30 protein-coding genes are annotated in these 25,923 nt (G+C 63.7%); 20 read left to right on the forward strand and 10 right to left on the reverse strand.

All coding sequences use genetic code 11. The features are described from left to right. Positions 1–149: 149 nt before the first annotated feature. A complete protein-coding gene (locus tag AC0L23_RS28045) occupies positions 150–1,508 on the reverse strand; it encodes a histidine kinase (RefSeq protein WP_026233990.1) in 1,359 nt (452 codons plus the stop codon). A gap of 146 nt (positions 1,509–1,654) precedes the next feature. On the opposite strand from AC0L23_RS28045, the gene AC0L23_RS28050 reads away from it, so the two are divergent. Beyond that, positions 1,655–2,275: a response regulator gene (locus AC0L23_RS28050; RefSeq protein WP_018460280.1), complete on the forward strand. Its 621-nt coding sequence runs from the start codon at positions 1,655–1,657 to the stop codon at positions 2,273–2,275. Positions 2,276–2,345: 70 nt separating this feature from the next. Continuing rightward, a complete protein-coding gene (gene fghA / locus AC0L23_RS28055; RefSeq protein WP_085361085.1) occupies positions 2,346–3,191 on the forward strand; it encodes an S-formylglutathione hydrolase in 846 nt (281 codons plus the stop codon). Positions 3,192–3,200: 9 nt separating this feature from the next. On the opposite strand, the gene AC0L23_RS28060 is transcribed toward fghA, so the two are convergent. Beyond that, entirely contained in the window at positions 3,201–3,701 is a 501-nt protein-coding gene (locus AC0L23_RS28060; protein WP_085350576.1) for a DUF3280 domain-containing protein, read from the reverse strand. 127 nt (positions 3,702–3,828) lie between these two features. On the opposite strand from AC0L23_RS28060, the gene AC0L23_RS28065 reads away from it, so the two are divergent. The 6 genes from AC0L23_RS28065 (at position 3,829) to AC0L23_RS28090 (ending at position 8,683) form a co-directional block, all read left to right on the forward strand. Continuing rightward, the gene (locus AC0L23_RS28065; protein ID WP_085361041.1) at positions 3,829–5,010 is read left to right on the forward strand and encodes an ABC transporter substrate-binding protein; all 1,182 of its coding nucleotides are present in this window, start codon (positions 3,829–3,831) and stop codon (positions 5,008–5,010) included. Then, the gene (locus tag AC0L23_RS28070; protein ID WP_094183726.1) at positions 4,995–5,987 is read left to right on the forward strand and encodes a YVTN family beta-propeller repeat protein; all 993 of its coding nucleotides are present in this window, start codon (positions 4,995–4,997) and stop codon (positions 5,985–5,987) included. Before AC0L23_RS28065 ends, AC0L23_RS28070 begins: the two co-directional genes overlap by 16 nt. Beyond that, the gene (locus AC0L23_RS28075) at positions 5,984–6,790 is read left to right on the forward strand and encodes an ABC transporter ATP-binding protein (RefSeq protein WP_085384838.1); all 807 of its coding nucleotides are present in this window, start codon (positions 5,984–5,986) and stop codon (positions 6,788–6,790) included. The genes AC0L23_RS28070 and AC0L23_RS28075 overlap by 4 nt, the downstream gene beginning before the upstream one ends. Next, entirely contained in the window at positions 6,787–7,635 is an 849-nt protein-coding gene (locus tag AC0L23_RS28080; protein ID WP_018460286.1) for an ABC transporter permease, read from the forward strand. The genes AC0L23_RS28075 and AC0L23_RS28080 overlap by 4 nt, the downstream gene beginning before the upstream one ends. Then, positions 7,632–8,246, forward strand: coding sequence for a hypothetical protein (locus tag AC0L23_RS28085; RefSeq protein WP_026233992.1), 615 nt, complete (start codon positions 7,632–7,634; stop codon positions 8,244–8,246). Before AC0L23_RS28080 ends, AC0L23_RS28085 begins: the two co-directional genes overlap by 4 nt. A 137-nt stretch (positions 8,247–8,383) precedes the next feature. After that, a complete protein-coding gene (locus AC0L23_RS28090) occupies positions 8,384–8,683 on the forward strand; it encodes a copper-binding protein (protein ID WP_085384839.1) in 300 nt (99 codons plus the stop codon). 128 nt (positions 8,684–8,811) lie between these two features. Here the strand turns inward: AC0L23_RS28090 and AC0L23_RS28095 are convergent, their stop codons facing one another. Then, positions 8,812–9,369: a PQQ-dependent catabolism-associated CXXCW motif protein gene (locus AC0L23_RS28095; protein ID WP_085384840.1), complete on the reverse strand. Its 558-nt coding sequence runs from the start codon at positions 9,367–9,369 to the stop codon at positions 8,812–8,814. Positions 9,370–9,379: 10 nt separating this feature from the next. Further along, complete coding sequence (locus tag AC0L23_RS28100) at positions 9,380–10,261, reverse strand: substrate-binding domain-containing protein (protein ID WP_085384841.1); 882 nt, start codon at positions 10,259–10,261, stop codon at positions 9,380–9,382. Positions 10,262–10,388: 127 nt separating this feature from the next. Here AC0L23_RS28100 and AC0L23_RS28105 point away from each other — a divergent pair, with 127 nt between their 5' ends. Further along, complete coding sequence (locus tag AC0L23_RS28105; protein ID WP_085395382.1) at positions 10,389–11,312, forward strand: quinoprotein relay system zinc metallohydrolase 2; 924 nt, start codon at positions 10,389–10,391, stop codon at positions 11,310–11,312. A gap of 50 nt (positions 11,313–11,362) precedes the next feature. After that, the gene (locus AC0L23_RS28110) at positions 11,363–12,181 is read left to right on the forward strand and encodes a quinoprotein dehydrogenase-associated SoxYZ-like carrier (protein WP_162496349.1); all 819 of its coding nucleotides are present in this window, start codon (positions 11,363–11,365) and stop codon (positions 12,179–12,181) included. Positions 12,182–12,301: 120 nt separating this feature from the next. On the opposite strand, the gene AC0L23_RS28115 is transcribed toward AC0L23_RS28110, so the two are convergent. Next, entirely contained in the window at positions 12,302–12,661 is a 360-nt protein-coding gene (locus tag AC0L23_RS28115; RefSeq protein ID WP_018460292.1) for a hypothetical protein, read from the reverse strand. An 88-nt stretch (positions 12,662–12,749) separates the two neighbouring features. On the opposite strand from AC0L23_RS28115, the gene AC0L23_RS28120 reads away from it, so the two are divergent. From AC0L23_RS28120 to AC0L23_RS28135, 4 genes are read left to right on the forward strand one after another with little or no spacing between them, the layout of a single operon-like run. Further along, on the forward strand, positions 12,750–13,724 hold the full coding sequence (locus AC0L23_RS28120) for an ABC transporter substrate-binding protein (RefSeq protein ID WP_473357557.1): 975 nt from the start codon (positions 12,750–12,752) through the stop codon (positions 13,722–13,724). 1 nt (position 13,725) lies between these two features. Further along, positions 13,726–14,463 (forward strand): ABC transporter permease, encoded by a 738-nt coding sequence (locus tag AC0L23_RS28125; protein WP_085350568.1) that lies wholly within the window; start codon positions 13,726–13,728, stop codon positions 14,461–14,463. After that, complete coding sequence (locus AC0L23_RS28130) at positions 14,453–15,163, forward strand: ABC transporter ATP-binding protein (protein WP_085350567.1); 711 nt, start codon at positions 14,453–14,455, stop codon at positions 15,161–15,163. The genes AC0L23_RS28125 and AC0L23_RS28130 overlap by 11 nt, the downstream gene beginning before the upstream one ends. A 47-nt stretch (positions 15,164–15,210) precedes the next feature. Then, entirely contained in the window at positions 15,211–15,564 is a 354-nt protein-coding gene (locus AC0L23_RS28135) for a hypothetical protein (RefSeq protein WP_085350566.1), read from the forward strand. A gap of 10 nt (positions 15,565–15,574) precedes the next feature. Here AC0L23_RS28135 and AC0L23_RS28140 read toward each other — a convergent pair whose 3' ends face one another. The 4 genes from AC0L23_RS28140 to AC0L23_RS28155 all read right to left on the reverse strand — a co-directional run bounded on the left by AC0L23_RS28140 (position 15,575) and on the right by AC0L23_RS28155 (position 17,489). Then, positions 15,575–15,784 carry a hypothetical protein gene (locus AC0L23_RS28140; protein ID WP_007601386.1) on the reverse strand — a complete coding sequence of 70 codons (210 nt, stop codon included), beginning with the start codon at positions 15,782–15,784 and terminating at the stop codon, positions 15,575–15,577. A gap of 118 nt (positions 15,785–15,902) precedes the next feature. Then, positions 15,903–16,808, reverse strand: a complete 906-nt coding sequence (locus AC0L23_RS28145) for a hypothetical protein (protein ID WP_085350565.1) — start codon at positions 16,806–16,808, stop codon at positions 15,903–15,905. A 36-nt stretch (positions 16,809–16,844) separates the two neighbouring features. Beyond that, a complete protein-coding gene (gene pqqA, locus AC0L23_RS28150; RefSeq protein ID WP_018460299.1) occupies positions 16,845–16,925 on the reverse strand; it encodes a pyrroloquinoline quinone precursor peptide PqqA in 81 nt (26 codons plus the stop codon). A gap of 171 nt (positions 16,926–17,096) precedes the next feature. Further along, a complete protein-coding gene (locus AC0L23_RS28155; RefSeq protein WP_026233996.1) occupies positions 17,097–17,489 on the reverse strand; it encodes an EF-hand domain-containing protein in 393 nt (130 codons plus the stop codon). A 345-nt stretch (positions 17,490–17,834) separates the two neighbouring features. On the opposite strand from AC0L23_RS28155, the gene AC0L23_RS28160 reads away from it, so the two are divergent. From AC0L23_RS28160 to AC0L23_RS28180, 5 genes are all read left to right on the forward strand, one after another. Then, positions 17,835–19,499 (forward strand): methanol/ethanol family PQQ-dependent dehydrogenase, encoded by a 1,665-nt coding sequence (locus AC0L23_RS28160; RefSeq protein WP_085350564.1) that lies wholly within the window; start codon positions 17,835–17,837, stop codon positions 19,497–19,499. Positions 19,500–19,509: 10 nt separating this feature from the next. Then, on the forward strand, positions 19,510–19,866 hold the full coding sequence (locus tag AC0L23_RS28165; protein WP_018460302.1) for a c-type cytochrome: 357 nt from the start codon (positions 19,510–19,512) through the stop codon (positions 19,864–19,866). Beyond that, entirely contained in the window at positions 19,863–20,792 is a 930-nt protein-coding gene (locus AC0L23_RS28170; RefSeq protein WP_085350563.1) for a substrate-binding periplasmic protein, read from the forward strand. Before AC0L23_RS28165 ends, AC0L23_RS28170 begins: the two co-directional genes overlap by 4 nt. 113 nt (positions 20,793–20,905) lie before the next feature. Then, entirely contained in the window at positions 20,906–21,895 is a 990-nt protein-coding gene (locus tag AC0L23_RS28175) for a Bug family tripartite tricarboxylate transporter substrate binding protein (protein ID WP_085384845.1), read from the forward strand. Between the two features lie 130 nt (positions 21,896–22,025). Then, positions 22,026–22,451, forward strand: a complete 426-nt coding sequence (locus AC0L23_RS28180) for a hypothetical protein (RefSeq protein ID WP_085350671.1) — start codon at positions 22,026–22,028, stop codon at positions 22,449–22,451. A gap of 58 nt (positions 22,452–22,509) precedes the next feature. On the opposite strand, the gene AC0L23_RS28185 is transcribed toward AC0L23_RS28180, so the two are convergent. Then, positions 22,510–23,478, reverse strand: a complete 969-nt coding sequence (locus AC0L23_RS28185; protein ID WP_007601369.1) for a helix-turn-helix domain-containing protein — start codon at positions 23,476–23,478, stop codon at positions 22,510–22,512. 513 nt (positions 23,479–23,991) lie between these two features. On the opposite strand from AC0L23_RS28185, the gene xoxF5 reads away from it, so the two are divergent. Beyond that, complete coding sequence (gene xoxF5 / locus AC0L23_RS28190) at positions 23,992–25,797, forward strand: lanthanide-dependent methanol dehydrogenase XoxF5 (RefSeq protein ID WP_018460306.1); 1,806 nt, start codon at positions 23,992–23,994, stop codon at positions 25,795–25,797. The last annotated feature ends 126 nt before the right edge of the window (positions 25,798–25,923 follow it).

The following is a 25,923-nucleotide window of genomic DNA, read 5'->3' on the forward strand; positions in this document are numbered from 1 at the left end:
GCCTTCCCATCCGTGACCACCGACTGTTTTGATCTTCCCCCGGTTGGTCGAGACGAGTGTAATCGGCAGGAATGCGTGCGCCAGCCACAAAAGGTCGGGCCGTATCGCACCAATTTTCCCGACCAAATCGGGAATTTTTCCCGACGCGATCAGGCCGCTGCTGTCGGGACCAGGGCCTCTACGGTCAGACCACCGTCACCCGAGACGACGTTGAGCGTGCCGCCCAGCGCGAGAATCCGCTCGCGCATGCCGACGAGCCCGAAGCCGAGCTTTTGGCCGGGCTCCATGCCGCGGCCATTGTCGCTGACCCGCACCCGGGCACAGCTGCGGCCGTCGCTTGCCGCCTCCGCCACCGGCTCGATGACGACGTTAACCGAGGTCGCGCCGGCGTGGCGGAACACGTTGGTGAGCGCCTCCTGCACGATGCGGTAGATGGTGAGGTCGGCGGTCTCCCCGGTGACGCCAAGCGCCGGCGAGATCACGGTCTCGATGGTGACATCGGGATGCGACTCCCGCCACAGCCGCGACAGCGATTCCAGCGCCTGGCGCAGGCCGAACTCGGCCAGGCCGACTGGCCGGAGGCGCTCCAGCACGCGGCGATTGAACTGCTGAAGCGCGTTGATCTGCTCCAGCATGGCACTGCCGTGTTTTCGCACGGCCTCCGCATTCGGGGCGCGTCCGTCCGCCTGCTTCGCCAGCGCGCTGGCATGCGCGCGTAGCGAGAACAAGTATGGCCCGAACTCGTCATGGAGCTCGCGCGCGATCTCCTTGCGCTCGACGTCCTGGAGCGACACCGTTCGCTCGGCGAGGCGCCGCTTGTCCTCGATGGCGTCACTGAGCGTTGCCGCAAGATGGTTGAGCTTGGTGCAGATCGCGGCGAGTTCCGGCGCGCCGCCCGGCGCGACGCGCGCCTGATAACGCCCGTCTTCGAGCTCGGCCATCACGTCCGCAAGGGATTGGAGCGGCGCCAATGCCCGGCCGATCACATTCATCATCACCAGGAATAGCGCCAGCGCGATCACCGAGCCGACCTCGAGCTGGGTCACGATGGCGTCCCAGATCTCGGCGATCTCGTCATCGGGATGGGAGGTGATCAGCAGCGAACCCGGCTTGCCATGGATCGAGACGGGCACGCTCACCGCGGTCTGCTCGGGATGAACCAGGCTGACGAACCAGGCCGGCGGCGCGCGGGTGTCGTCATCGGCGTCGGTCCGGGGCTGCGTCAGCGGACGGCCGGCTTCGTCCCGAAGCGCGATGCTGACATGGCGCAGGCGGCTGAGGTCGCGTGCGATCTGGTTCAGCCTGGCATCCGGATCGGGCGCCTCGTTGAGATCCGCAACGATCATCTCGATGAATTCGCGCGCGAGCCGGATCACGCTCTGGTCCTCGGCCTGCACGCGCGGCCCGGCTTCCGCGACCTGGCGGCCGATATTCACGGCGAGTCCCAGCGCCAGCAGCAGCGCCAGCAGCAGGTTGATGCGCCCGCGCAAGGATAGATTTTGCCACATTGGTATCGCCCGTGCCCCCGCGAAGGATTGGCCTGCCCCTTGTCCGATAACGTTGACAGAGGCGAAGCGCCCGATATCTAATCGAAAGCGTACAGCAATCCCGGCCGGGCGCGAAACAGGCCAAGACGCTGTCGCGAGGAACGCCTATGCGCATTTTGATCGTCGACGATCATCCCATCGTCGCCTCCGGCTGCCGTGCCGTGCTGGCGGACGAGGGCGAGATCGAGATTTTGGAGGCCGCCGACGCCGAAGACGGCGAGTGCGTCTTCATCGTCGAGCGCCCCGACCTCTCGATCATCGACATCAACCTGCCGACCGTGTCCGGCTTCGAGCTCGCGCGCCGCATCCTCGAGCGCGCGCCCGAGGCCCGGATCATCATGTTCAGCATGAACGACGACCCTGCTTTTGCCGCGCGGGCGATCGAGTGCGGCGCCAAGGGCTATGTCTCCAAGACCGGTGACCCCGACGATCTCGTCGAGGCGATTCGCACCGTCGGCGGCGGCGGCACCTATCTGCCGAGCGCGATCGCGCGCAGCATCGCCTTTGCGGGACCCGCGCTGGCGCAAAGCCCGCTGTCGAAGCTGAACGCGCGCGAGATGGAGATTTTGCGGCTGCTCAGCGCCGGAAAGAGCCTATCCGAGATCGCCTGGCTGGTGCAGTCGTCCTACAAGACTGTCGCCAACACCTCGTCCATCATGCGCCAGAAGCTCGGGGTGAAAACCTCTGTCGAGCTGGTGCGGCTGGCGATCGACAGCGGCGTGGCCTGACGGCCGCCGCGAATTCGGTCACACAAGCGTTGCAATCCTGATGTGGTTTGATGCCACGGAGCATAACGGCATGACGATCCAGACTGTCTCGACCAATACATCCTATGGCGGCGTGCAGGGCGTGTATCGCCATGCCAGCCAGGCGACCGGAACCGACATGACGTTCTCGGTCTATGTTCCCCCGCACGCACAGGGCGCCCAGCTGCCTGTGGTCTGGTATCTCTCCGGCCTCACCTGCACGCACGCCAACGTCACCGAGAAGGGCGAATTCCGCAAAGCCTGCGCCGAGCTCGGCTTGATCTTCGTCGCGCCCGACACCAGCCCGCGAGGCCCCGACGTGCCCGGCGATGCCAATAATGCCTATGATTTCGGTCTTGGCGCCGGCTTCTATGTCGACGCGACGGAAGCGCCGTTTTCACGCAATTATCGCATGTGGAGCTACGTCACCGACGAACTGCCGAAACTCGTGGCGGAAAATTTTCCGGTCGATGCGAAGCGCCAATCGGTGATGGGCCATTCGATGGGCGGCCATGGCGCGCTGACGGTCGCGCTGCGCAACCCGCACCGTTTTCGCGCGGCCAGCGCCTTTGCGCCGATCGTGGCGCCGTCGCTCGTGCCCTGGGGCATCAAGGCGTTGACCGGCTATCTCGGGCCGAACAAGGACATTTGGCGCAGCCACGACACGGTGGCGCTGATCGAGGACGGCGCGAAGTTTTCAGGCTTCCTCGTCGACGTCGGCGAGGCCGATAACTTTTTGAAAGAGCAGCTTCGTCCTGAATTGCTGCAGGCGGCCTGTGCCAAGGCCAACATTCCGCTGACGCTGCGGCGGCAGGCGGGATACGACCACAGCTATTATTTCATCTCGACCTTCATGGGCGATCACCTGCACTGGCATGCGGAGCGATTGAAGGGGTAAATATCTCCCTCACGGCTTGCCGTAGTTCGGCGCCAGCAAGCGGTTGCGGATCAGATAGCTCATCGTGCGCGTCCAGGATTCATCCGTGTTGCCGCGCATGTCGGCGCTCGCGGCCGTGATCATGTTTCCGGTCTTCACGTCGCGCAGGTAGATGTTCAGATTGATGATCAGGTTCGAGACCTTCTGCACCATGCCGGTGATTTCCAAATCGGCACCCAGCTGCCCGGCAAGCTTGAGGTCGCAGCCGCCGCAGGCCTGCAGATTGGCGTGACGGGCCGCGTCCCGGACCGGCGCGATATCGAGCAGCTGGAACCTGCCTGACTCAACCAGTGCCTTGCGCAACTGCTCGCTGATGAGGTCGAGCCGCGCTTCCTCGGGCTTGGAGCCGTAGAACTCGCCAGGCAGGCTGGTGTCGATCAGTTCGAAATCGAACACCGCGAGTTTCGGCGGGTCGGCGAATGCGGCCGAGCCCGTCAACAGCAAAGCGGCGAAACATATCAGCGCTCGCATGATCGTGATTCCCGGCGTGGCGGCGTGAGGACGAAATGCGGGGTTGCATGCCCTGACAAATCGGTCATGCTTTAGCAGAGACAATTCTCCATCGGCGGTCAAGCCGGGGAGAACATCTGGAGGAAACATGATCCGATGGTTGGTCGGCCTGATCGGCCTGGGTTTTGCTGCGACGAGTGCGCTCGCAGCCGACCCTGTCATGATCGGCGTCGGCTATCTCGGAATCGCCGGCACCAGATCAACGCTGTCGCTGGTCGAGCAGCCCGTGGAGAATGACGGCGTCGCCGGCGCACGCCTGGCCATCGAGGACAACAACACCACCGGCAAATTCCTCAACCAGCGATTTGCGCTGGAGGAGCGTCGTATCAAGGAGGGCGAAGATGCCGTGCAGGCCGCGACAGAGCTCGCCGCACGCAACGGCTTCATCATCGCCGACCTGCCGGCCGACACGCTGCTGAAGGTCGCCGACGCCCTGCGCGAGCGCGGCACGTTGCTGTTCAACGCCGGCGCGATCGACGAGCGGCTGCGCGAGGCCGATTGCCGTGCCAACGTCATCCACACCGCGCCGACGCGCGCAATGCTGGCCGATGCGCTCGGTCAGTATCTAATGTGGAAGCAATGGAAGCGCTGGCTGCTCGTGGTTGGCTCGCATGACGAGGACAGACTGTTCGCCGATGCGCTCCGGCGCACCGCGACGCGGTTCGGCGCCAAGATCGTGCAGGAGCGCAGCTTCGAAGACAAAGGCGGCGCGCGCCGCACGGACTCCGGCGTGACGCTGATCCAGCGGCAGATGCCGGTGTTCACGCAACAAGCTCCGGCCTATGATGTACTGGTCGCCGCTGACGAGAGCGAGGTGTTCGGCGCCTACCTGCCCTATCGCACCTGGGATCCACGGCCTGTCGCGGGCTCGGCCGGCCTCGTGCCGCGGAGCTGGGACGCTGCGCAGGACCAGTGGGGCGCGATCCAGATGCAGAACCGCTTCGTCAAGCTCAACGCGCGGCGGATGACTGCGCTCGACATGCAGGCGTGGACCGCCGTGCGCATGATCGGAGAGGCCACGTCGCGCACCAATTCCGGCGACGTCAAGAAGGTCACCGATTTCATCAAGGGCCCGGAGTTCTCGGTCGCCGCCTTCAAGGGCACGAAGCTGACCTTGCGCGACTGGAACCTGCAGCTGCGCCAGCCGATCCTGCTGGTCGATGGCCGCATGGTGGTGTCGGTGTCGCCGCAAGAAGGTTTCCTGCACCAGGTCTCCGAGCTCGACACGCTCGGCTATGACCGCCCGGAGAGCAAATGCAAGCTGAAGTGAGGAAGAAGATGTTGCGCTTGTGGCGCGTTGGATTGCTGTCCGGACTAGCGCTGGCGGCGGCGCCGGCGCATGCGTTCATCGCCTATGTCTCGAACGAGAAGAGCAACACGGTGTCGGTGATCGATACCGATAGCTGGACGGTGACCAAAACCATCAAGGTCGGCCAGCGCCCGCGCGGCATCGACTTCACGCGCGACGGCAAGTTCGTGATGGTCGCGGTCGGCGACGACGACACCATCCAGATGATCGACGCGAAGACGCAAACCGTGGTGGACAGCCTGCCCTCCGGGCCCGACCCTGAATTGTTCGCCCAGGATGCCGCCGGCAAGGTCCTCTATGTCGCCAACGAGAACGACAACACAGTGACCGTGATCGACCTCGAGAAGCGCGCCCGCCTTGGCGACATCCAGGTCGGTGTCGAGCCCGAGGGCATGACCATCAGCCCGGACGGCAAGACGCTGATCAACACGTCCGAGACCACCAACATGGCGCATTTCATCGACACGTCGTCGCGCCAGATCGTCGCCAACGTGCTGGTCGACGCGCGGCCGCGCTTTGCCGAATTCAAGCACGACGCTTCCGAATTGTGGGTGTCCTCGGAGATCGGCGGCACCGTCTCGATCATCGACCCCGGAAAGCACGAGGTGACCGGCAAGATCAATTTCGAGATTCCGGGGTTGAGGAAAGAGGCGATCCAGCCCGTTGGCATCGGCATGACCCGGGACGACAAGACCGCCTTCATCGCGCTCGGTCCCGCCAATCGCGTCGCCGTGGTCGATACCGCCTCGCGCAAGGTGACGAAATATCTGCTGGTGGGACAGCGGGTCTGGCACATGGCATTCACGCCGGACGAAAAATTTCTGCTCACCACCAATGGCGTCTCGAACGACGTCTCCGTCATCGACGTCGCCGCGCAAAAGGTGATCAAGACCATTCAAGTGGGCGAACTGCCCTGGGGTATCACGATCGCGCCATGACCATCCCTGTTCCCATCGCCGAACAACGCGAAACACCAAGGCCCGATCCGGCGACCGTGCCCGCGCTATCGATCGACGACGTCAGCCACGCCTATGGACCGCGCCGCGCGCTGATGGACGTGTCCTTCAACGTGCAGCCCGCGAGCTTCACGGCCCTGCTTGGCCTCAACGGGGCGGGCAAGAGCACGCTGTTCTCGCTGATCACGCGCCTGTTCGGCATCCAGTCCGGCCGCGTCGGCATTTTCGGCCATGACATCAGCAAGAGTCCCGGCGAAGCGCTGCGGTTGCTCGGCGTCGTGTTCCAGCCGCGCACGCTCGATCTCGACCTGTCGCTGACGCAAAACCTGCTCTATCACGCCGCACTCCACGGCATCAGCCGCCGCGAAGCCGGCGCTCGAGCCGCCGAGCTGCTCGATCGCATCGGGCTTACCGAGCGCGCCGGCAGCAAGGTGCGCGATCTCTCGGGCGGGCAGATGCGGCGGCTGGAGATCGCCCGGGCGCTGCTGCACCGGCCGCGCCTGCTCTTGCTGGACGAGCCGACCGTCGGCCTCGACGTCAAGGCGCGCGCCGACATCATCAGCCATGTGCGCCAGCTCGTGAGCGAGCAAGGCATCGGCGTACTCTGGGCCACGCATCTGTTCGACGAAATCATGGCCGGTGACGATCTCGTGGTGCTGCATCAGGGCAAGGTGCTGGCGCAGGGACCGATGAGCCGCGTCGTCGCGGAAGCCGGCGCGCAGGACGTCAACACCGCCTTCATGCGCCTGACCGGCGCGCAGACCCTGCCGGGCGGCGGCGCATGAGCAGCATCACCACGCGCGAGGCGCAGCGCGGCTTCTCGGCCGCCGAATACATGACCTGCCTCACGGGCATTGTCTGGCGCGAGGGACTGCGCTTCCTGCACCAGCGCGAGCGGTTCGTCTCGGCGCTGGTGCGGCCGCTGGTCTGGCTGTTCATCTTCGCCGCCGGTTTCCGCCAAGTGCTCGGCATCTCCATCATCCCGCCCTACGAGACCTACATCCTCTACGAGGTGTTCATCGCGCCGGGGCTGATGGCCATGATCCAGCTCTTCAACGGCATGCAGTCCTCGCTCTCGATGGTCTATGACCGTGAGATGGGGAACATGCGCACGCTGCTGGTGAGCCCACTGCCGCGCGGCTACCTGTTGTTCTGCAAGCTGCTCGCGGGCACCGCGGTGTCGCTGCTCCAGGTCTATGCGTTCCTGCTGATCGCCTGGTTCTGGGACATCACCCCTCCTCTGTCAGGCTATCTCACCGTGCTGCCGGCACTGATCCTGTCCGGACTGATGCTGGGCTCGCTCGGCATGCTGATCTCCTCCGGCATCAAGCAGCTGGAGAACTTTGCCGGCGTGATGAATTTTGTCATTTTCCCGATGTTCTTCGCTTCATCGGCACTCTACCCGCTCTGGCGGGTGCAGGAGGGCAGCCCATATCTCTACTATGTTTGCGAGGCCAATCCGTTCACCCATGCGGTCGAGCTGATCCGCTTCGCGCTGTACGGACAGATCAACTGGATCTCGCTGGCGGTGGTCGCGACCTGCACAATCGTCTTCATGATCGGCGCGATTCTGGCCTATGATCCCTCGCGCGGGCTGGCGCGACGGGGGCCTGCGGGAGGCGAAGGATGACGGTTCGGGTTCTGGCCATGGCCGCTCTGATGCTCGCAGCCGCGAGCACGGCGGCACGCGCGGCCGATCCGCGCTATCCGGATTGGCCCTGCACTCAGGCCAAAGTGCCGGAAATTTCGCTCGCCGCCGTATGGGCTGGTCCTCCGCTCGACGACGTGCAGAACAAATGGAAGGACGACGCCAAGGTCAGCGCGCTGGTCGCCAAACTGTCGGCACGCAAGACGCCGCTGGACGAGGGCGAGAAGTTGGTGAAGGAGTTTTTGGCGGGCTCCGCGGCCGACAAGACCACGAACGCAAAACTGCTGTTCGCAGGCCTGTTCGACACGCTCAACGCTCAGCGCTCGCAGGTCATGAGCGGGCTGGAACGCGTCAGCCGCAAGCAGCGCGAAGCCGCCGACAAGATCCGCGAGGAGAGCGTCCAGCTTCAGGCGCTCCAAGGCGCCACGCCGCGCGACGAGGCTAAGGTCGATGCGCTCAGCAACGAGCTGATCTGGAAGACTCGCATTTTCGAGGACCGCCACAAGGTGGTGCGATTCGTCTGCGAGGTTCCCACCACCATCGACCAGCGGCTGTTTGCGCTTGGACGCGTGATCCAGCAGGAAATGGAATAGAGTCAGCCTCATTGACCGCTTGCGGCCGGTTCCCGCGCCTCCATGGCGATCATTAACCTGCCGCCGTGCTATATGCCGGAACCAAATCGGTCTAGGATGTCTTGTCGACGGGTAATCCAAGGCATCGGGAGGCCTCGATGGGAACCACGAAATTCATCCTCGCAGGCGCTGCAGCCATCAGCATGCTCGCAAGCAGCGCATTCGCTGACGATCTGACCGGAATGGTCACCCGGATAGATCGGCTCAACAGCACGATTTTGATCCAGCAGACGCAGAAGGGCACAGTCGGCGGCAGCGCAGGTGGCGCCGGCGCGCTCCAGGAGTATAAGGCCAAGGATGCCGCGATGCTCGACGCCGTCCACGCCGGCGACAGGGTGAGCTACTCTGCGACCGACAATAACGGGACGGGCACGCTGACGAAGTTGCAGAAGCAGTAAGCTTTTCCTCGCCTCTTCCCACGTGCGACAGGGCGTCATGGCCGGGCTTGTCCCGGCCATCCACGCACAGCCACGAGGCACCAAGATCGTGGATGCCCGGGACAAGCCCAGGCATGACGATCTCTTGCCTACTGCTCCGGCCGCGGCTCGGGCTGCGCCTCCGCGGTCGGAAGCTTTGCACGCTCCCAGCCGTCGGTGCCATCGGGATACCAGGCGATGTTGGAGTAGCCATACGCGTGCGCGCGCTTGGCGGCGTTCCAGGACATCCAGCAATCGGCCAGGCAATAGATCACGAGCAGCGCGGTCTTATCGCCGTGTGATGCACGCGCCAGGCCGCGCTGGAAATAGTCGTCCATGGCGGGCGGCAGCGTGCCGTAGCCGGTATCCGGCAGCCAGATGCTGCCCGGAATATTTTTGCGCGGCGCCTCGCGCCAAACGGTAACCGCGGGAAGGTTCTTCGGCTTCGGCGCGCGCGGCAGCACGTCGATGAAGGCGCCGCTCTTCGCGTGCCAGATCGCCTCGGCTTCTGACGTCGACAGCACGCGCGCGCCGCCGAGCGTCGCCGGCACGGGCGCGCGGTAGTTGTCGGTGCGATAGCCCTCGGGCTCGAACGGCTCCTGCTGCTGCGCAACGACCTGCGCCACCAGCACGGCGGCGACCAGCCCGGCGGCAAGGTGCCGCCTCATGGCGTCTGCCTCATGGTGCCTTCTTGGCCGTCTCCGCGCCGAGCGGCCGATCGTTCTCGTCCAGCAGCGGCACGCCGAAGTCGAGCAGGATCTTGTTGATCTCGCCCTGGTTCTCCTGGATCAACTTGTTGAGCTGCCGCTTCCAGTTCTGGTCGGCGCCACGCACGCCCATGCCGATGCGATAGACCAGTTTTGGCCCGGTGGTTTCCTTCACCAGCGGCGTGACATGAAGCGAGCCCGCCTTCTTCGCGTAGAACCCTGCCATCGGTCCCCACAGCACGCCGGCGTCGATCTTGCCCGCCGTGAGATCATCGATCATTGCCTGCGCCGAATTGTCGTAGCGCGTGTCGATCATCAGCGGATAGGGCTTTGCATCACCCATCAGTCCCGCCATGGCCATGTTGGTCGCAGGCGGCGTGCCGGCGACGATGCCGACATGCTTGCCCTTCAGCCTGGCATCCTCGAGCGTGTCGACCTCCTCCAGCCCGCTGCCTGTTTTCGCGACCAAGGCATAGCTCGTGCGGTAATAGGGATTGGTGCCTTGCACGAGGTCGTCGCCTTGGGGAAAACCCATGATGACGTCGCAGCGATGCGAGCCGAGCGTCATGCGCACGAAGCCGGTGGCTTGCGGAAAAAAGACATAGTCGAGCTTCTTCTGGAGCTTGTCCGCAAACAGCTCGGCAAGCTTGTTCTCGAACCCCTCGCCCTTCTCATTCGAGAACGGCAGATTGCGCGGGTCGGAACAGACGCGCAGCACCTTGGGGTCGACCAACTCGAACGAGAGGTCACCCGTCTCGTTGGTCTGCGCTATGGCGACGTCGCCGAACGCGCAAGACGCAACCAGGATACTCAGTGAAAGCAACCAGCGACGATGTCGTCCGGCCTCCGTCATCGCGCTTCCTCCTAGGCTTGTTTGAATGCTAGCCATGCAACGCATGACGCGCCATGTTTTGCCAGACTTTGTGCTGGCTTTCTTTGTTGCAGTGCAATGCGCGCAACCTTTGAACTGAGGCTGAAAAGTGTCTCGCATCGCTCTCGTGATCGCAGCCTTGTCCCTGGTAACAGCGACGCTAGCATGCGCCGCAGCGGCCGAATTGCCTGTGAGCGAAGTCGCGCCGGGAATCTTCGTACACTCCGGGACCATCGCCCTGATGACCCGCGAGAACGAGGGCGACATCGCCAATGTCGGCTTCATCGTGGGCGAAGATGCGGTGGCCGTGATTGATACCGGCGGTAGCGTTCGCGAGGGCGAGGCGCTGCTGGCGGCGGTGCGGGCCCGCACCAGCAAGCCGATCCGCTACGTCATCAATACCCACGGCCATCCCGACCATGTTTTCGGCAATGCGGCTTTCGTCGCCGGGGACACCATTTTCGTCGGTCACAGCCGACTGCCGCGGGCGCTCGCTGCCCGCGGGCCGTACTATCTCGACAATTTTAGGCGCATCATGGGCGACGAATTGATATCTCCCGTGAAAATCGTGCCGCCCACAATGCTCGTCACGGACACCCTGATGCTCGATCTCGGTGCGCGCCGCCTGACCCTGCGGGCCTGGCCGGCCGGGCACAGCGACAATGACCTGACCGTGTTCGATGAGATGACGAAGACGCTGTTCACTGGCGACCTCATCTTCCTCCGCCATATTCCGGTGATGGACGGCAGCATTCGCGGCTGGCTTCGCATCCTCGCGGAACTCGAGAGCATTCCGGCGCAGCGCGTCGTTCCCGGTCACGGACCTGTGAGTGAATGGCCTGCCGCGCTGACCGATGAACGGCGCTATCTGACGGCACTGCTGGCGGACATCCGGGCGTCGAACAAGAAGGGCGAACCGATCCGAACCGCTGCAGACAAGGCCGCCGCCTCGGAACGGCCGCACTGGGAGCTGTTCGACGACTACAACGCCCGCAACGCAACCGCAGCATTTTCGGAAATTGAATGGGAGTAGCGGACGCGCTACGATGCGTGAAACGTTGCTTCGTCCGCGGGACCATGACCATGACGGGATGCACGCGCCGACTGCCTCTGATCGCCCTGCTCCTCGGCATTGCATTCGCCGTGCCGGCGCAGGCGGAAGAGGCTTACGATCCCTGGCCGGGCCTGGTGCAGGACATCTTCAGCAACCGTCCGATGAATGACGGCGGCAATGTCATTGGAATCGAGATGCCGTATCGTGCCGAAGACGCGGCCATCGTGCCGGTGACCCTGCGCAGCAAGCTCTCGCCCGGCGATGCCCGCCGCATCCGTTCGATCACGCTGGTGATCGATCGTAATCCCGCGCCGATGGCGGCGAAGTTCGAGCTCGGACCGGATGCCAACGTCACTGAAATCTCGACCCGCGTGCGCGTCAACAATTACACCGACGTTCATGCGGTGGCCGAGCTCAGCGATGGCCAGCTCTATGTGTCGAAAGTCTATGTGAAGGCCTCCGGCGGCTGCTCGGCACCAGCAGGGAAGAATGCCGAGGAGGCCCAGAACCGGCTCGGCCAGATGCGCTACCGCCAATTCGCGCGCGAGGAGGCCCCGGCGAGCCGCATGCGGGAAGCGCAGATCATGATCGGCCATCCCAACAATTCCGGCCTGCAGATGGACCAGGTCACACAGCTCTACATTCCCGCCTTCTTCATCAACCAGCTCAAGCTGACGCAGGACGACAGCCCCGTGCTGTCGATGGAAGGCGGCATCTCGATCTCGGAAGATCCAAATCTGCGCTTCACCTATGTATCCAACGGCGCCAAGCGTTTTCGCGCGGAAGCCAAGGACACGGACGGACACGTGTTCCGGAACGAGTGGGACGTGGAGAAGCCGGGGACGTGAGGCTCCCGGTCGTCATGGCCGGGCTTGTCCCGGCCATCCACGATCTTAGGTGCCGCCAAGACGTGGATGCCCGGGGACAAGCCCGGGCATGACGAATACGGTGGTCGTACAACCAAGCGGTCAGAAACACCTCACCTCGGCTTCCGCCTGGGCACGCCTCAAATCATTCACGGCCGAGTTCGCCTGCTCCGAGGTCCGGAACTGGACGCCGAGATTGCCGCGGACCTGGGACATGCTGAGCGCGGTTTCTGCGGTAACGTAGCGCTCATAGGACACGATCGAGGCCACCACGTCGATCGAGCAGGAACATTGTTCGATCGCCTGCCGGCTCTCGCCATTCGCCTTCATGCAGCCATAGACATACTCGGCACGCGCCGACGTCGGATAATCATTGGCCTGTTCAGCCTGCGCGGCGAGCGCGGTCGCAGCCCACACCGCCAATGCGGCGACAATCGGTCGTAGCTGTCCGGCCAGATTCATGAGCGTCCTCCCGCTGGTTGCGACGGAAGCTATGCTATGCGTATTGTCCTGAAAAGCACTTCTGTCAGAGGAAACGGCTCACAAGGTGATGAGAACATTTGGTGGATCATTGGCGCTCGCGGTGGCGCTGACGCTAACCGGGCCCGGCCGCGCCGCGGATACGATTCGCCTTGCGGTGCAGAAGACCGGAACATTCTCCTGGGAGCTGGCCGCGATCCGCGCCAACGGCCTCGACAAGGAGGCCGACCTGTCGCTCGACGTCGCCGAGCTTGCGAGCCCCGAGGCCGGCAAGATCGCGCTGCGCGCCGGCAATGCCGACATCATCCTGTCCGACTGGCTGTGGGTGTCTCGCGAGCGCACGCTTGGCGCCAAGCTGACATTCTATCCCTATTCCAGCGCGCTCGGCGCGGTGATGGTGCCGGCCTCCTCGCCGATCAAGTCGCTCGCCGATTTAAAGGGCCGCAAGCTCGCCGTCGGCGGCGGTCCCATCGACAAGAGCTGGCTGCTGCTCCAGGCGCGCATGAAGCAGGACGGCATCGACCTGAAATCGGAGGCGACCATCGTCTATGGTGCTCCGCCTCTGCTCGCCGCCAAGGCGCTCGACGGCGAGATGGATGCGAGCCTCAATTTCTGGAATTTCTGCGCACAGCTGGAGGCCAAGGGTTTTAGACGCCTTGCCGGTATCGAGGACATATTGCCGAAACTCGGCGCCAAGGGCGCGGTCTCCGCAGTCGGCTATGTCTTCGACGAAACCTGGGCGGCAAGTCATCGCGATGCGGTGGCGCGCTTCATCGCGATGACCCGCAAGGCCAAGCAGCTGCTGGTGACCTCCGATGCCGCCTGGGACAAGATCGCACCGCTCACCGGCACGAGCGATGCCACCCTGCTCAAGACTTATCGCGAGCGCTATCGCGACGGCATTCCGCGCCGGAGCATCGATGACGAAGAAAAGGACGCGCGCGTGCTCTACCGCGTGCTGGCCGAAACCGGCGGCCGCGACCTCGTCGGCCCGGCCGCCGAGCTCGATCCCGGCACGTTCTATCACGCAGTTGCCGGAGACTGAGGTGCTGCGTCTTCTGTCGTTTGCCCTGTTGCTCGCGATCTGGTGGATTGCCGCCCTCTTCGTCGGCGCCGCAAAGCTGCCCTCCCCGCCCGCCGTGCTCGACGTCGTCATCGCGGAAGCATCGAGCGGCGCCCTGTTCCTGCATCTCGGCGCCACGCTCGCCCGCGTAAGCCTCGCCTTCGTGCTGGCGATGTCACTCGGCAGCGCCATCGGCTATCTGATGGGACGGGTGAAGCTTGCCGACCGGCTCGGCGATCCCTGGCTGATCCTGCTCCTGAACCTGCCCGCGCTGGTCGTGATCGTGCTGGCCTATATTTGGGCCGGGCTCACCGAAGCCGCAGCGATCGCGGCGATCGCCATCAACAAGCTGCCGACCGCCATCGTCACCCTGCGCGAGGGCGCGCGCGCGCTCGACCGCTCGCTCGACGAGATGGCGAGCGTGTTCGCGATGCCGCGCTGGCGCGCCTTCCGCCACGTCCTGCTGCCGCAACTGGCGCCCTATATCGCAGCCTCAGCCCGCTCCGGATTGTCGCTGGTGTGGAAGATCGTGCTGGTCGCCGAACTCCTGGGGCGACCCAACGGCGTCGGCTTCGAGATCGGCGTCGCCTTCCAGCTGTTCGACACGCCGCGGCTGCTGGCCTATTCGCTAACCTTCGCCGCCGTCGTGCTCGTGATCGAGACCGCGCTGGTGCAACCGTTCGAAGCCCGCGCAACACGATGGCGCCCCCGTGCGGCTTGAGGTCGATATCACAGGCAAGAGGTTCAAGAGTGCCGCGGGCGGGACGCAGGAGGTGCTCGCGCCGGTCAGCTTCGCGCTTCAATCCGGCGAGGTCGGCGTGCTGATCGGACCGTCCGGCTGCGGCAAGAGCACGATGCTGCGCATTATCCTCGGCCTCGACCGCGATTTCGAGGGACGCGTCTCGCGCCCGCCGGAAGCGCGGATCGGCATGGTTTTCCAGGAGCCGCGGCTGCTGCCATGGCGCTCGGTCGAGCAGAATGTGCGGCTTGCGGCACCCGATGTCACCGACGCCAAGCTCGCCGAGCTGTTCAGGATCCTGGAGCTGGACGCGCATCGCAGTCATTTTCCAGGCGAGCTGTCGCTTGGCCTCGCCCGGCGCGTCGCGCTCGCTCGCGCCTTTGCCGTCGAGCCTGACCTGCTCGTGCTCGACGAGCCCCTCGCCTCGCTCGACGACGCACTCGCCGGCCGTTTGCGCGACGAGATCGCGACGCTGGTGGCGCGCCGTCCGGTGATGACGTTGCTCGTCACCCACAGCCTGGATGACGCGATCCGGCTCGGCGACCGCCTGTTCTTGCTGTCGCCGCGACCGGCGCGCATCGTGCGCGAGGTGCCGATTGCCGTCCCGCGCGCGGAGCGCAGCGAGGCCGAACTCGGCAAGATCAGGGCCGAGCTCGCGGCGTTGCAGCTTGAATCGCAATGAGAACTCATGGTCAATTGGACCAACGACGTCTTCGCGGGAGGGTCATCATGCGGCGTACGCTGATTGCGATCGGCATCCTGTTGGTTGCGATGCCGGGCGCGGCGCTCGCCCAGGCCAAGGGCAAGGGTATCCGGCTCTGGAATCTGACGACGGAGACGATCTCCGGCTTCCAGCTCTCCCCGGCCGGGAAGACCGAGTGGGGGCCGAACCAGTGCCTGAACGACAAAGACAAGGAGGTCGACCACGACGAGCGGCTGCGCATCACCGGCGTCGAGCCCGGCCGCTACGACGCCAGGGTCAGCTATCCCAATGCGCGGCAATGCATCGTGCGCGACATCGAGATCAAGGCGGATGCGGTGTTCTCGATCGCCGACAAGGATCTGAAGGACTGCACGAAATAACGCCGGCGACTCACGCTTTGTCGTTCGGGTGAGGATATTCGCAGCGCCACCGCACTGCCTGCCACTTCGGATGGTCGCCAACCCATTGCGCGATATAGGGCGGGGCAGCCATCGCGCATTGCGTCGGCGACCCCGCATAGTTGAACACCAGATGCTGCTCCTCGCAGGTCGCAGGCGAGAGCAACGCACACACAGTCACCACCAGGTCGATCGGGTTCATGCCGGGATCCTCGCAGAGGCGATGAAGTTAGCACAAAAGATTACGTTCCGATGAGCGGGAAGTTTCAATCCGGCCGCCCGAAATAAAGCGGGAATTGCCTGTCAACTCTCCCCGAGCGCTAGAAATTAACTCCAAAGACCAGCCTTGCCTGGTGGCGCTCGAAATTGACGAGGTCGAGATTGCCGCCCGATCCGGCCGGCCGGCCCCATGCCTGCATGCTCCAGCTCATGGTCAGGCGCGAGCGCTCGGAAAGCTGGAAATAAGCGGTCGGACCGACGAAAAGCGCCTGTCCTGCGAACTCGCCGAGGCCGATGCCTTCGTACTGCCGGAAGTAGCGCACCTCGCCGCCGAGCAGCACATCGGGCCGCACGCGCACCAGGCCGGCGAAGGCCGCGCCGATGGTCGAACTCTTTTCGGAGAGTCCCGCCATCTCGAAACGCGCCCATTCGGGTTGATAGATCAGGTTGAGCGCCCCGATGGCGAAGTTCGGGATCAGCTCGCGATCGAAGGCGAGCGTGAAATCGGTACCGTACATCCGCCCTTTTGCTCCAGAAGTCTCGTCGATGCGGTCGCCATGGAGTTCGGCGGCGACGGTCAACCCGAATGGCGCGCGCTCGCGATCGAGCAGGCGATAGCGCAGGTCGAGCGAGGCGCCCTGGAAATTGAACTGGCGGCGGTCGCCGAGATCGGGAACGCCGGTGATGTCGTGCAGCGTGGCAGTGCCGCCGACCTCGATGCGAAAGTTCGGCAGCGGCACGATCTCGATCTCGACCTCCTGCGAGAGGGCGCGATAGGTCCCGCCTCCTTTGCCGAATCGGCCTGTCGTCTGAGTCTGGAATTCGCGCTCGCCGGGATTGCCGACATCGGTACCGATCATGAAGCCGAAGATGTGTTCGGTATCGAAGCCCTCTTCGGCGCGGACGCATGCCGGCGCGAGCGCGACGGTGCAGGCGGCTATGGTCCAGAATGTAAGGGCTCTCGCGCGCATCCCCGACACTACCACGGCTTCGACGGTGGTTGCCATCGAAGCCGCGGCAGGTCGTCAGTCTTACTTGTGGTCTTACTTGCGCAAAGCGCAGGCGTACATGTTGATTTCCATGCCGACCGGCACTTCCACGATCTTCGGAGCTTTCCAGGCCATTCGGGGACTCCCAAGGGATTGAGCGCGACATCGCGCCGGCGAAAACCTAGGGCTGCGTCAGCCACAGCGCAAGTCTGGAATCGCACCGTTGACACAGCGAACTGTCGCATCGCGCTTGCAAATTTCTCTCTCGGGCAACTCGCCTTCGCTCCCAGTCAAGCGGCGCGGTTCTCACCGCAACAAGCGCAGCAGCGCGCGACCGGCGCGCGAGTTCAGCTCCTTCGCATCCAGCGTTCCATCCTTGTCGGGATTCGCCGCGTTGAAGCGCTGCTCCACCACCGAGAGATATTCGTCGAGCGTGAGAGTCCCGTCGCGATCGGGATCGGCGGCGGCGAGTTCTTTCGCTGTTAACCGTCCGCGCAATTCGCGGGCGTCGAGCGTGCCGTCGTGATCGGGATCGAGCTTGGCGAACAACGCCGCCGCCGCCTTCTTCACCTCGGCAAGATCGAGGGTGCCGTCATTGTCGGTATCGAACGTCTTGACCGCGTTGCCGGAGGCCGACCATGCCGGACCGGACAGCAGTGCAATCGTGAGCGCAAGTGCAACAGAGCGACGCGATATCATGAAAACCTCCCTCACCAAGAGCTCCGATTCGAACCGGATCGAAACGACATAAGTCCACAAGCGAGCCTCGGTTCAAGTCCCGAATTGCAGCCTGCGCACCGCACAACTTGCAGAACCCGTCGGCGCGACCGCTGCCGTGGCGCACGCGCTCTGCTCCATGCCGCGGAATTTCTTCAGCGCCTGCGCACAAGTGAGAGTTGCTTTGTCAGGTCTCCGTCAGGTGACGGCATCCCGCGCCGCCTACCATATCGGCATCGCAATTACGACTTTCGTATTGACGCGTTTTGCATTCGGGCGGAGTGTTGCTGTCGCAGCGTCAATAGGCGCGCATATTGGGAGGGACGGATGAAACGCTTTGCGATGGCCGCGAGCCTCGTCATGCTTGCATCGACTTGTGCAAGTGCACAAACCAGCGAGCAGCTGGTCAAAGGCGCGACCGATACATCGAACGTTCTCAACTACGGGATGGGCTACAATCTTCAGCGTTTCTCGACGCTGAACCAGATCAACAAGGACAGCGTCAAGAACCTTGTCCCGGTCTGGAACTACTCTTTCAACGACGATCGCAGCGAGGAATCGCAGCCGCTGGTGTACCAGGGCGTGATCTACGTGACGTCGCACAACGCGACCATGGCGGTCGACGCCAAGACCGGCAAGCAGATCTGGAAATCCAAGGTCGAGTATCCTGCCGAAACGCCGCGCATCGTCTGCTGCGGCATCATCAATCGCGGCGCAGCACTCTATGAGGGCAAGGTGTTCCGCACCACGCTGGACGCCAACGTGATCGCGCTCGACGCCAAGGACGGCAAAGAGCTGTGGCGGCAGAAGGCGGCCGATATCAAGGAAGGCTATTCGATGACGGTGGCGCCGCTGGTCGCCGACGGCGTCGTGATCACCGGCATCTCCGGCGCCGAGTTCGGCACCCGCGGCTTCATCGACGGCTGGGATCCCGCAACGGGCAAGCACCTGTGGCGCACCCATTCGATCCCCTCTCCGGATGAGCCCGGCGGCGACACCTGGAAGGGCGATACCTGGAAGCTCGGCGGTGGCTCGACCTGGATTACGGGCTCCTATGATCCCGAGCTGAACACGGTTTACTGGGGTATCGGCAATCCCGGACCGTTCAACTCGGCGGTACGCCCGGGCGACAACCTCTACACCTGCTCCGTGCTGGCGATGGATCCCAAGACCGGCAAGATCAAGTGGCACTACCAGTTCTCGCCCAACAATCCGTTCGACTATGACAGCGTGGCCGAGATGGTCCTCGCCGATATGAACGTCGAGGGCAAGCCGACCAAGGTGTTGATGGACGCCAACCGCAACGGCTTCTTCTACGTGCTCGACCGCACCAACGGAAAGCTGCTCGCGGCCAATCCTTACGTGAAGGTCAACTGGGCGACGGGAATCGACATGAAGACCGGACGTCCCATCGAGACCGACGTCTCGAAGGATGCGCGTGAGGGCAAGAAGGTGACCGTCTATCCGTCGATCCTCGGCGGCAAGAACTGGGAGCCGATGTCGTTCAATCCGCAGACCGGCCTCGCCTACGCCAACACGCTCGCCTTCGGCGGCAGGTACAAGACCGAACCCGCCACCTTCAAGCAGGGTGAATGGTATCTCGGCATGGACCTCACCGATCTCTGGGAATGGGGTGACGGCCCGCGCGGTCATCTGAAGGCGATCGATCCCATGACCGGCAAGGCGAAGTGGGAAGCACCCAGCGACATCCCGCGCTTCTCCGGCGTGCTGTCGACCGCGGGCGGTGTCGTGTTCTCGGGCGCGCTGACCGGCGAGTTCGAGGCCTTCGATGCCGATACCGGCAAGAAGCTCTGGCAGTTCCAGACCGGCTCGGGCATCGAGGGACAACCGGTGACCTGGCAGCAGGACGGCGTGCAGTATGTCGCCGTGACGAGCGGCTATGGCGGCGTCTACTCGCTGTTCTCCGGCGACGAACGGCTGGCCAAAGTCCCGCCCGGCGGCTCACTTTGGGTTTTTGCGGTCAAGCAATAACCACGGCACGATGCTGAGAAAGCTATCTCACAAGACGGTGGCGATCCTCGCCGCCGTCGCGGTGCTGACGGTCGCGCTTGCGGCGACCGTTCGTGCCGCGGATGATTCAACCGGCAATCCCGTGCAGGCACAGATCGACCACGGCAAGTCGACCTATGCCGAGAAATGCTCGCACTGCCACGGCCCCAACATGATGAACCCCGGCACCATCACGCCGGACCTGCGCGCCTTCCCCGACGACAAGACGCGCTTCGTCACCACCGTGAAGAACGGCAAGAACAACAAGATGCCGCCCTGGGCTGACATTCTCAGCGACGAGGAGATCGGGAATCTCTGGGCCTTCATCTCGAGCCGGAGAAAACCATGAGGCGCTGGCTGGCCGTTTGGAGCATTGCCGCGATTCTCGCGGCGGCGGCCGCAGCTGCACGCGCGGCCGACGATCCGCTCAAGATTTGTCTCGACGAGGACAGGCCGCCGCTCTCCGTGCATCACAAGGGCAAGCCCGGCTCGGGTTTCGACGTGCTGCTGGCGCAGGCGATCGCCGACCGGCTCGGACGGCCGCTGACGATCCAGTGGTTCGAGAGCAAGCTGGACGAGGATTCGAGCCCGCAGCTCGAGGCCAATGCGCTGCTGTCCGATGGGCGTTGCTCGCTCGTCGGCGGCTACGCGCTGACGACGGACTCCCTCGTCAAGCCCGGCATGAAAACGGCGCGCTTGCCGGATTTTGCCGGCGCCACGCGCGACGACCGGCGCCGCCGCGTCGCGCTCGGCGTGCTCGCGCCGAGCCAGCCCTATGTCTACTCGCCGATGACGGTCGTGCTCGGGCCGAAGGCGCGGGGTCGCAACATCGGCGATATCGGAGATCTCGCCGGCCTGCGCCTCGTCATCGAGAGCGGCTCGCTCGGCGATGCGATCCTCATGACCTTCGACAAGGGGCGCCTGATCGACGACATCACGCATCTCGTCCCCGGCCGCGATGATCTCCTCGGCGCACTTGCCCGTGGCGATTATGACGCGACGCTGATCGACCTCGGCCGCTTCGACGCCCATCGCGCCGCGCACCCCGACACGGCGATCACCGCGTCCGGCTATTACTATCCGATCGGGGCCAATCGCGGCTATGTCGGGCTGGCCAGCGATCCCGCACTGCTCGACGCCGTCAACAAGGCGCTGACCGGGCTTGCTGCCGAGGGCAAGATCGCCGAATTCGGCACACAGGCGGGGCTGAGCTATCTGCCGCCGCGGGAGCCTGCGATCCTTGGCGACGTCTGGTTGAAGATCATTCAGCGCTAGTGGACAGCTGGCGCACCCAGCGCGGCCCTTCGAATGCGCCAATCTGTCTCGCCAGCCACCCATGGCAGAGGCGACCCGATGCAGTACCGTCGGCGACAACCCGGGAGAGAATCATGTCCGCAAAACTCGATCGCCGCCGCTTCATCGCCGCCGGCACCACCACACTCGCGATGCCTTTCGTCTCGCGTGGCGCCTCGGCGCAGGCTGCGTGGCCATCGCGGCAGATCCGCATGATTTGCAGCTATCCCGCCGGCGGACAGACCGATCTGCTCGCGCGCGCCTATGGTGAATTCATTGCCAAGCAGGTCGGAAAGACCGTCGTCGTCGAGAACAAGCCCGGTGCCGCCGGCGCGATCGGGACGGCGGAGGTCGCCCGCGCAGAGCCCGACGGCCACACAATCCTGTGCTCGATCTCGACCACCTACATCATGAACCGGGTGGTGATGAAGACTCCCGGCTACGACATGGACAAGGATTTGACGCTGGTCAGCGTCATTCCGGGCGCCGGCCTGTTGCTGGTGGCGAACCCAAAAACCGGCGTCAAGACGCTGGAGGATTTCGTCGCCTTTGCGCGCAAGAGCGGCAAGGTCAACTTCGGCACCTATAGCGCGGGCTCGGCCCCGCATATGACGGTCCACGAGCTCAACAAGCAGTATGGCCTTGCCATCGAGCCGATCCACTATCGCGGCGAAGCCCCGATGTGGACGGGCATGCTGGAAGGTACGCTCGATGTGGCCATGGGCAGCTACACCGCAGCGCAATCGGTCTTGCAAAGCGATCGCGGCACCGTGTTCGCGGTGCATTCGAAGAAGGTCGACGCCATCCCTGATATCAAAACCCTCCCCGAGCAGGGCGCGACGTCGAAATTCTTCACCGTCAGCGGCTTCTCCGGTTGGGCCGTGCCGAAAGCGACACCGCAGCCGGTCGTCGATCGCCTGGCGGAGCTTTGCGTCGCTGCCAACAGCGATCCGAAGGTGAAGGAGGTTCTCAACACGTTCGTGCTCGAACCCGCGATCGGCTTCAAGGAAACCAACGCCCTGTATCAGCGCGAGCTGCCGATCTGGATCGAGAGCGCGCGATCGCTCGGCCTCGAACCCGCCTGAACCGCGAGGCATGACGCCCTTCGCAGCGCGGCATCCGACCAAAGCCTAGTGCCGGAAGCGCATTTTCCCGCTATGATTGTGCGACGCTGGCGGGAAGGTCTCGCCGGCGCGGACGAGAAAGGCCGATCCCATGACACCGGATGGCGTTGCCGTAGCCGTCATGATCATCCTACTCTTTCCGATGGGCTATTTCACCCTGGCGTCTCCGGCCTTCCTGCTGGTGAAGCTGGATATCCAGCCCGTCGCCCAGCTTTTGCGCGGAATGTTCAATGCGCATTTTCTGGTGATGCGCGTTGCCGGAATCATCGGAGCGGTCGCTTTCCTGCTCGACGGTCGTCTGGTCGCAGCGATGGGCGTTGGCCTCCTTGCAGCCTTGGCGATCTATGGGCGCCGCTGGTTCATGCAACAGATGGACGAACAGCTCAGCGCCAGGGACGCCGGCGATGCCGAGGCCCCGCGCCGGCTACGCCGACTGCATTGGAGTGGAATGCTGGGCAACGCGGTGTTGCTCGTCGCTCTCCTGACCAGCATTCCCTACATCGCCATATCGGCATGAGAGACATCGCGGGCGCGTGACGGTCAACCGTCGCGTCGACTCCGAACCTGGCGTTTGCCTAGTGCTCGTCCGCCGCAACCGCGCCCTGTTGCGCCTTGTGGATCGAGGACGGCACTACGCCGAAATATTTCCGGAACACCCGGCTGAAATGCGATGAGCTGGAGAAGCCCCAGGAGAACGCGACGTCGGTAATGGTCTTGCCGGCGTGGGCCTCGAGCTCCTGGCGGCAATTCTGAAGACGCGCCTGCCAGATGTAGTCGCTCACCGTGGTGCCGCGCTCCGAGAACAGCATGTGCAGATAACGCTTGGAGCAGCCCAGTTCGCCGGAGATCTGGTCGATGCACAGATCCGGATCGCGCAAATGCTCGCGGATGAAGAATTGCGCGCGCACATAGGTCGCTTCGGGTCCGACGCGATCGAGCATCGTGTCGGCCTCGCGCAGCGGCAGCAGCAAGAGGTCGATCAGCGAATCGGCGACGCCGACCGCACTGTTCGCCGACAGCTTGGCCGCCTCGTCGAAGGTCGCATGGACGAAATCATGGGCGATGCGCCCCGTCCCCGTGCGTGAGGTCAATTTGCAGGCGGGCATTCGCTGCGACGGGAATCCACGGTCGCGCAGCAGCGCCTTCGGCACGATCACCACGTCATGGCGCGTGAAAGCGGGACTGATGATCGAATGCGGACAGGAGACGTCATAGGCGATGATGTCGCCCGGGTTCAGCTCGATGTGGCGGCCTTCCTGCTCGAAATAGGACACGCCGTAAGTCTGGAAGTGGATCTTGATATACGGGTGTTCATTGGCCTTGGCGCGCGCCAGCGTGTGCGCGATGCGATGTTGGCTGACCTCGATCTGGCAGAGCTTCAGACGCGAGACGCTGGTGTAGTCGATGCGGCCTTCGAGCGAAGACGCTTCCAGCGGATCGACGTCGAAATGCCCACACAGGCTGGTCAGCCCGTCGATCCAGCTTTGGATCTGACGTTTCGGCGTCATGCCCGTCGTCGAGAGCGTGTGAATCGTGTCGGACATTAATCCAGCCACTGGTTTGATCCGGAGATTTGACGCGAATCGCGAGCCGCGCTGCCGGAGCCCTGAACCGTGATTGCGTGACGTTTACCTCGATTTTGAGCGATCTTCTAGAACGAGCGCCATCGTTCCATTGCCACCCTTGTAAGTTAATCCTCCGCCTTAGTTGCAGCGCCGTCAAGGGGAACCTGAGCGGTGAAGGCGCTGCCAAAGCGTTGCGGAAGCCGCTGAATTCGCTACTGCAAAATCAAAAACTTCCGACCCGTGCGCTGTCAAGCAAACCAGCTTCTCTCTTGGGCAAGTTTCCCGATGACGAAGTCGTTAGGGATTGTATCAGGAACAACAAGAACGGGCCGCTCCGCACGTGGACCCGTGGCTCTCATCAGGAGGAGGAAACACCACAGCATCGTTTCTGGTCCCAATCGTGACCGCCCTGCACGAGCAGACGCCGGACGAAAAGCCCGGCGATTAAGCAATGCTTCGGAAACAATAAACGAGACCAATGGAGGAATGACTATGCGCAAGGTACTACTCGCGGCCTATCTTGGCTCCGCGGCGGCTCTCGCCGTCGGCAGCGCGTCGGCCAACGACGAAGTGCTCAAGATGTCGCAGAACCCGAAAGACTGGGTGATGCCGACCGGCGACTACGCCAACACCCGCTATTCCAAGCTGAACCAGATCAACGCACAAAACGTAGGCAAGCTCCAGGTCGCCTGGACCTTCTCGACCGGCGTGCTGCGCGGCCACGAAGGCGGCCCGCTGATCATCGGCAACATGATGTACGTCCACACGCCGTTCCCGAACAAGGTCTACGCTATTGACCTTTCCAACGAGAACAAGATCGTCTGGAAGTACGAGCCGAAGCAGGATCCGAACGTCATTCCAGTGATGTGCTGCGACACGGTCAACCGCGGCCTGGCCTATGGCGACGGCAAGATCTTCCTGCATCAAGCCGACACCACGCTTGTCGCGCTCGATGCCAAGAGCGGTCAGGTGGCATGGACCGCGAAGAACGGCGACGCCAGCAAGGGCGAGACCGGTACTTCGGCCCCCATGGTCGTCAAGGACAAGGTGCTGATCGGCATCTCCGGCGGCGAGTTCGGTGTTCAAGCCCATATGACCGCCTACGACATCAAGACGGGCAAGCTGGCTTGGCGCGGCTACTCTGAAGGACCGGACGATCAGATCCTGGTCGACGCAGAGAAGACCACCGCACTCGGCAAGCCGGTCGGCAAGGACTCGAGCCTGAAGACCTGGCAAGGCGATCAGTGGAAGATCGGCGGCGGCGCCACCTGGGGCTGGATCTCCTACGACCCCGAGCTGAACCTCGTCTATTACGGGTCGGGCAATCCCTCGACCTGGAATCCGAAGCAGCGTCCCGGCGACAACAAATGGTCGATGACGATCTGGGCTCGCAACCCTGACACCGGCCAGGCCAAGTGGGTTTATCAGATGACGCCCCACGACGAGTGGGACTATGACGGCGTCAACGAGATGATCCTCTCGGACCAGGCCATCAACGGCCAGCCGCGCAAGCTGCTGACGCATTTCGATCGTAACGGCCTCGGCTACACGCTCGATCGCGCCACCGGTGAGCTCCTGGTCGCCGAAAAGTACGATCCGAAGGTGAACTGGACCTCCGGCGTCGACATGGACAAGAACTCGCCGACCTACGGCCGCCCGAAGGTGCTCGATGCAGCTTCGACCGACAAGGCGGGCGAGGACCACAACGTGAAGGGCATCTGCCCGGCCGCGCTCGGCACCAAGGACGAGCAGCCGGCAGCCTACTCGCCGGACACGCAGCTGTTCTACGTTCCGACCAACCACGTCTGCATGGACTACGAACCGTTCAAGGTGAGCTACACCGCGGGTCAGCCCTACGTGGGCGCAACGCTCTCGATGTATCCGCCGCAGGGTGAAACCCACATGGGCAACTTCATCGCCTGGGACGGCAAGACCGGCAAGATCGTCTGGTCGAACAAGGAGCAGTTCTCGGTCTGGTCGGGTGCGCTCGCAACCGCGGGCAATGTGGTGTTCTACGGAACGCTCGAAGGCTACCTGAAGGCAGTCGACGCCAAGACCGGCAAGGAGCTCTACAAGTTCAAGACTCCCTCCGGCATCATCGGCAACGTCACCACCTATGAGAACGGCGGCAAGCAGTATGTCGCAGTGCTCTCCGGCGTGGGCGGCTGGGCCGGCATCGGTCTGGCGGCAGGCCTGACCGATCCGACCGCCGGTCTCGGCGCAGTCGGCGGCTACGCGGCGCTCAGCAACTACACGGCACTCGGCGGTACGCTGACCGTGTTCTCGCTGCCCAACTAGGCCTCTCAGCATCGCTCCGGGGCGGGGGTGGAAAAACCCCCCCCGCGCGGGGGCACCCAAGGCCTACCGGGGAAAAAAAATTGGGTAAAAAATATTAGGCCGTTGTGGGGGGTTGTTGGTGGCGGG

This window comes from Bradyrhizobium sp. MI1.4, from assembly GCF_055811315.1.

Coding starts and splice junctions, on each gene's coding strand:
- AC0L23_RS28045 (WP_026233990.1), bottom strand. CDS start 1,508: ATGTGGCAAAATCTATCCTTGCGCGGGCGCATCAACCTGCTGCTGGCG.
- AC0L23_RS28050 (WP_018460280.1), top strand. CDS start 1,655: ATGCGCATTTTGATCGTCGACGATCATCCCATCGTCGCCTCCGGCTGC.
- fghA (WP_085361085.1), top strand. CDS start 2,346: ATGACGATCCAGACTGTCTCGACCAATACATCCTATGGCGGCGTGCAG.
- AC0L23_RS28060 (WP_085350576.1), bottom strand. CDS start 3,701: ATGCGAGCGCTGATATGTTTCGCCGCTTTGCTGTTGACGGGCTCGGCC.
- AC0L23_RS28065 (WP_085361041.1), top strand. CDS start 3,829: ATGATCCGATGGTTGGTCGGCCTGATCGGCCTGGGTTTTGCTGCGACG.
- AC0L23_RS28070 (WP_094183726.1), top strand. CDS start 4,995: ATGCAAGCTGAAGTGAGGAAGAAGATGTTGCGCTTGTGGCGCGTTGGA.
- AC0L23_RS28075 (WP_085384838.1), top strand. CDS start 5,984: ATGACCATCCCTGTTCCCATCGCCGAACAACGCGAAACACCAAGGCCC.
- AC0L23_RS28080 (WP_018460286.1), top strand. CDS start 6,787: ATGAGCAGCATCACCACGCGCGAGGCGCAGCGCGGCTTCTCGGCCGCC.
- AC0L23_RS28085 (WP_026233992.1), top strand. CDS start 7,632: ATGACGGTTCGGGTTCTGGCCATGGCCGCTCTGATGCTCGCAGCCGCG.
- AC0L23_RS28090 (WP_085384839.1), top strand. CDS start 8,384: ATGGGAACCACGAAATTCATCCTCGCAGGCGCTGCAGCCATCAGCATG.
- AC0L23_RS28095 (WP_085384840.1), bottom strand. CDS start 9,369: ATGAGGCGGCACCTTGCCGCCGGGCTGGTCGCCGCCGTGCTGGTGGCG.
- AC0L23_RS28100 (WP_085384841.1), bottom strand. CDS start 10,261: ATGACGGAGGCCGGACGACATCGTCGCTGGTTGCTTTCACTGAGTATC.
- AC0L23_RS28110 (WP_162496349.1), top strand. CDS start 11,363: ATGACGGGATGCACGCGCCGACTGCCTCTGATCGCCCTGCTCCTCGGC.
- AC0L23_RS28115 (WP_018460292.1), bottom strand. CDS start 12,661: ATGAATCTGGCCGGACAGCTACGACCGATTGTCGCCGCATTGGCGGTG.
- AC0L23_RS28120 (WP_473357557.1), top strand. CDS start 12,750: ATGAGAACATTTGGTGGATCATTGGCGCTCGCGGTGGCGCTGACGCTA.
- AC0L23_RS28135 (WP_085350566.1), top strand. CDS start 15,211: ATGCGGCGTACGCTGATTGCGATCGGCATCCTGTTGGTTGCGATGCCG.
- AC0L23_RS28140 (WP_007601386.1), bottom strand. CDS start 15,784: ATGAACCCGATCGACCTGGTGGTGACTGTGTGTGCGTTGCTCTCGCCT.
- AC0L23_RS28145 (WP_085350565.1), bottom strand. CDS start 16,808: ATGGCAACCACCGTCGAAGCCGTGGTAGTGTCGGGGATGCGCGCGAGA.
- pqqA (WP_018460299.1), bottom strand. CDS start 16,925: ATGGCCTGGAAAGCTCCGAAGATCGTGGAAGTGCCGGTCGGCATGGAA.
- AC0L23_RS28155 (WP_026233996.1), bottom strand. CDS start 17,489: ATGATATCGCGTCGCTCTGTTGCACTTGCGCTCACGATTGCACTGCTG.
- AC0L23_RS28160 (WP_085350564.1), top strand. CDS start 17,835: ATGAAACGCTTTGCGATGGCCGCGAGCCTCGTCATGCTTGCATCGACT.
- AC0L23_RS28165 (WP_018460302.1), top strand. CDS start 19,510: ATGCTGAGAAAGCTATCTCACAAGACGGTGGCGATCCTCGCCGCCGTC.
- AC0L23_RS28170 (WP_085350563.1), top strand. CDS start 19,863: ATGAGGCGCTGGCTGGCCGTTTGGAGCATTGCCGCGATTCTCGCGGCG.
- AC0L23_RS28175 (WP_085384845.1), top strand. CDS start 20,906: ATGTCCGCAAAACTCGATCGCCGCCGCTTCATCGCCGCCGGCACCACC.
- AC0L23_RS28180 (WP_085350671.1), top strand. CDS start 22,026: ATGACACCGGATGGCGTTGCCGTAGCCGTCATGATCATCCTACTCTTT.
- AC0L23_RS28185 (WP_007601369.1), bottom strand. CDS start 23,478: ATGTCCGACACGATTCACACGCTCTCGACGACGGGCATGACGCCGAAA.
- xoxF5 (WP_018460306.1), top strand. CDS start 23,992: ATGCGCAAGGTACTACTCGCGGCCTATCTTGGCTCCGCGGCGGCTCTC.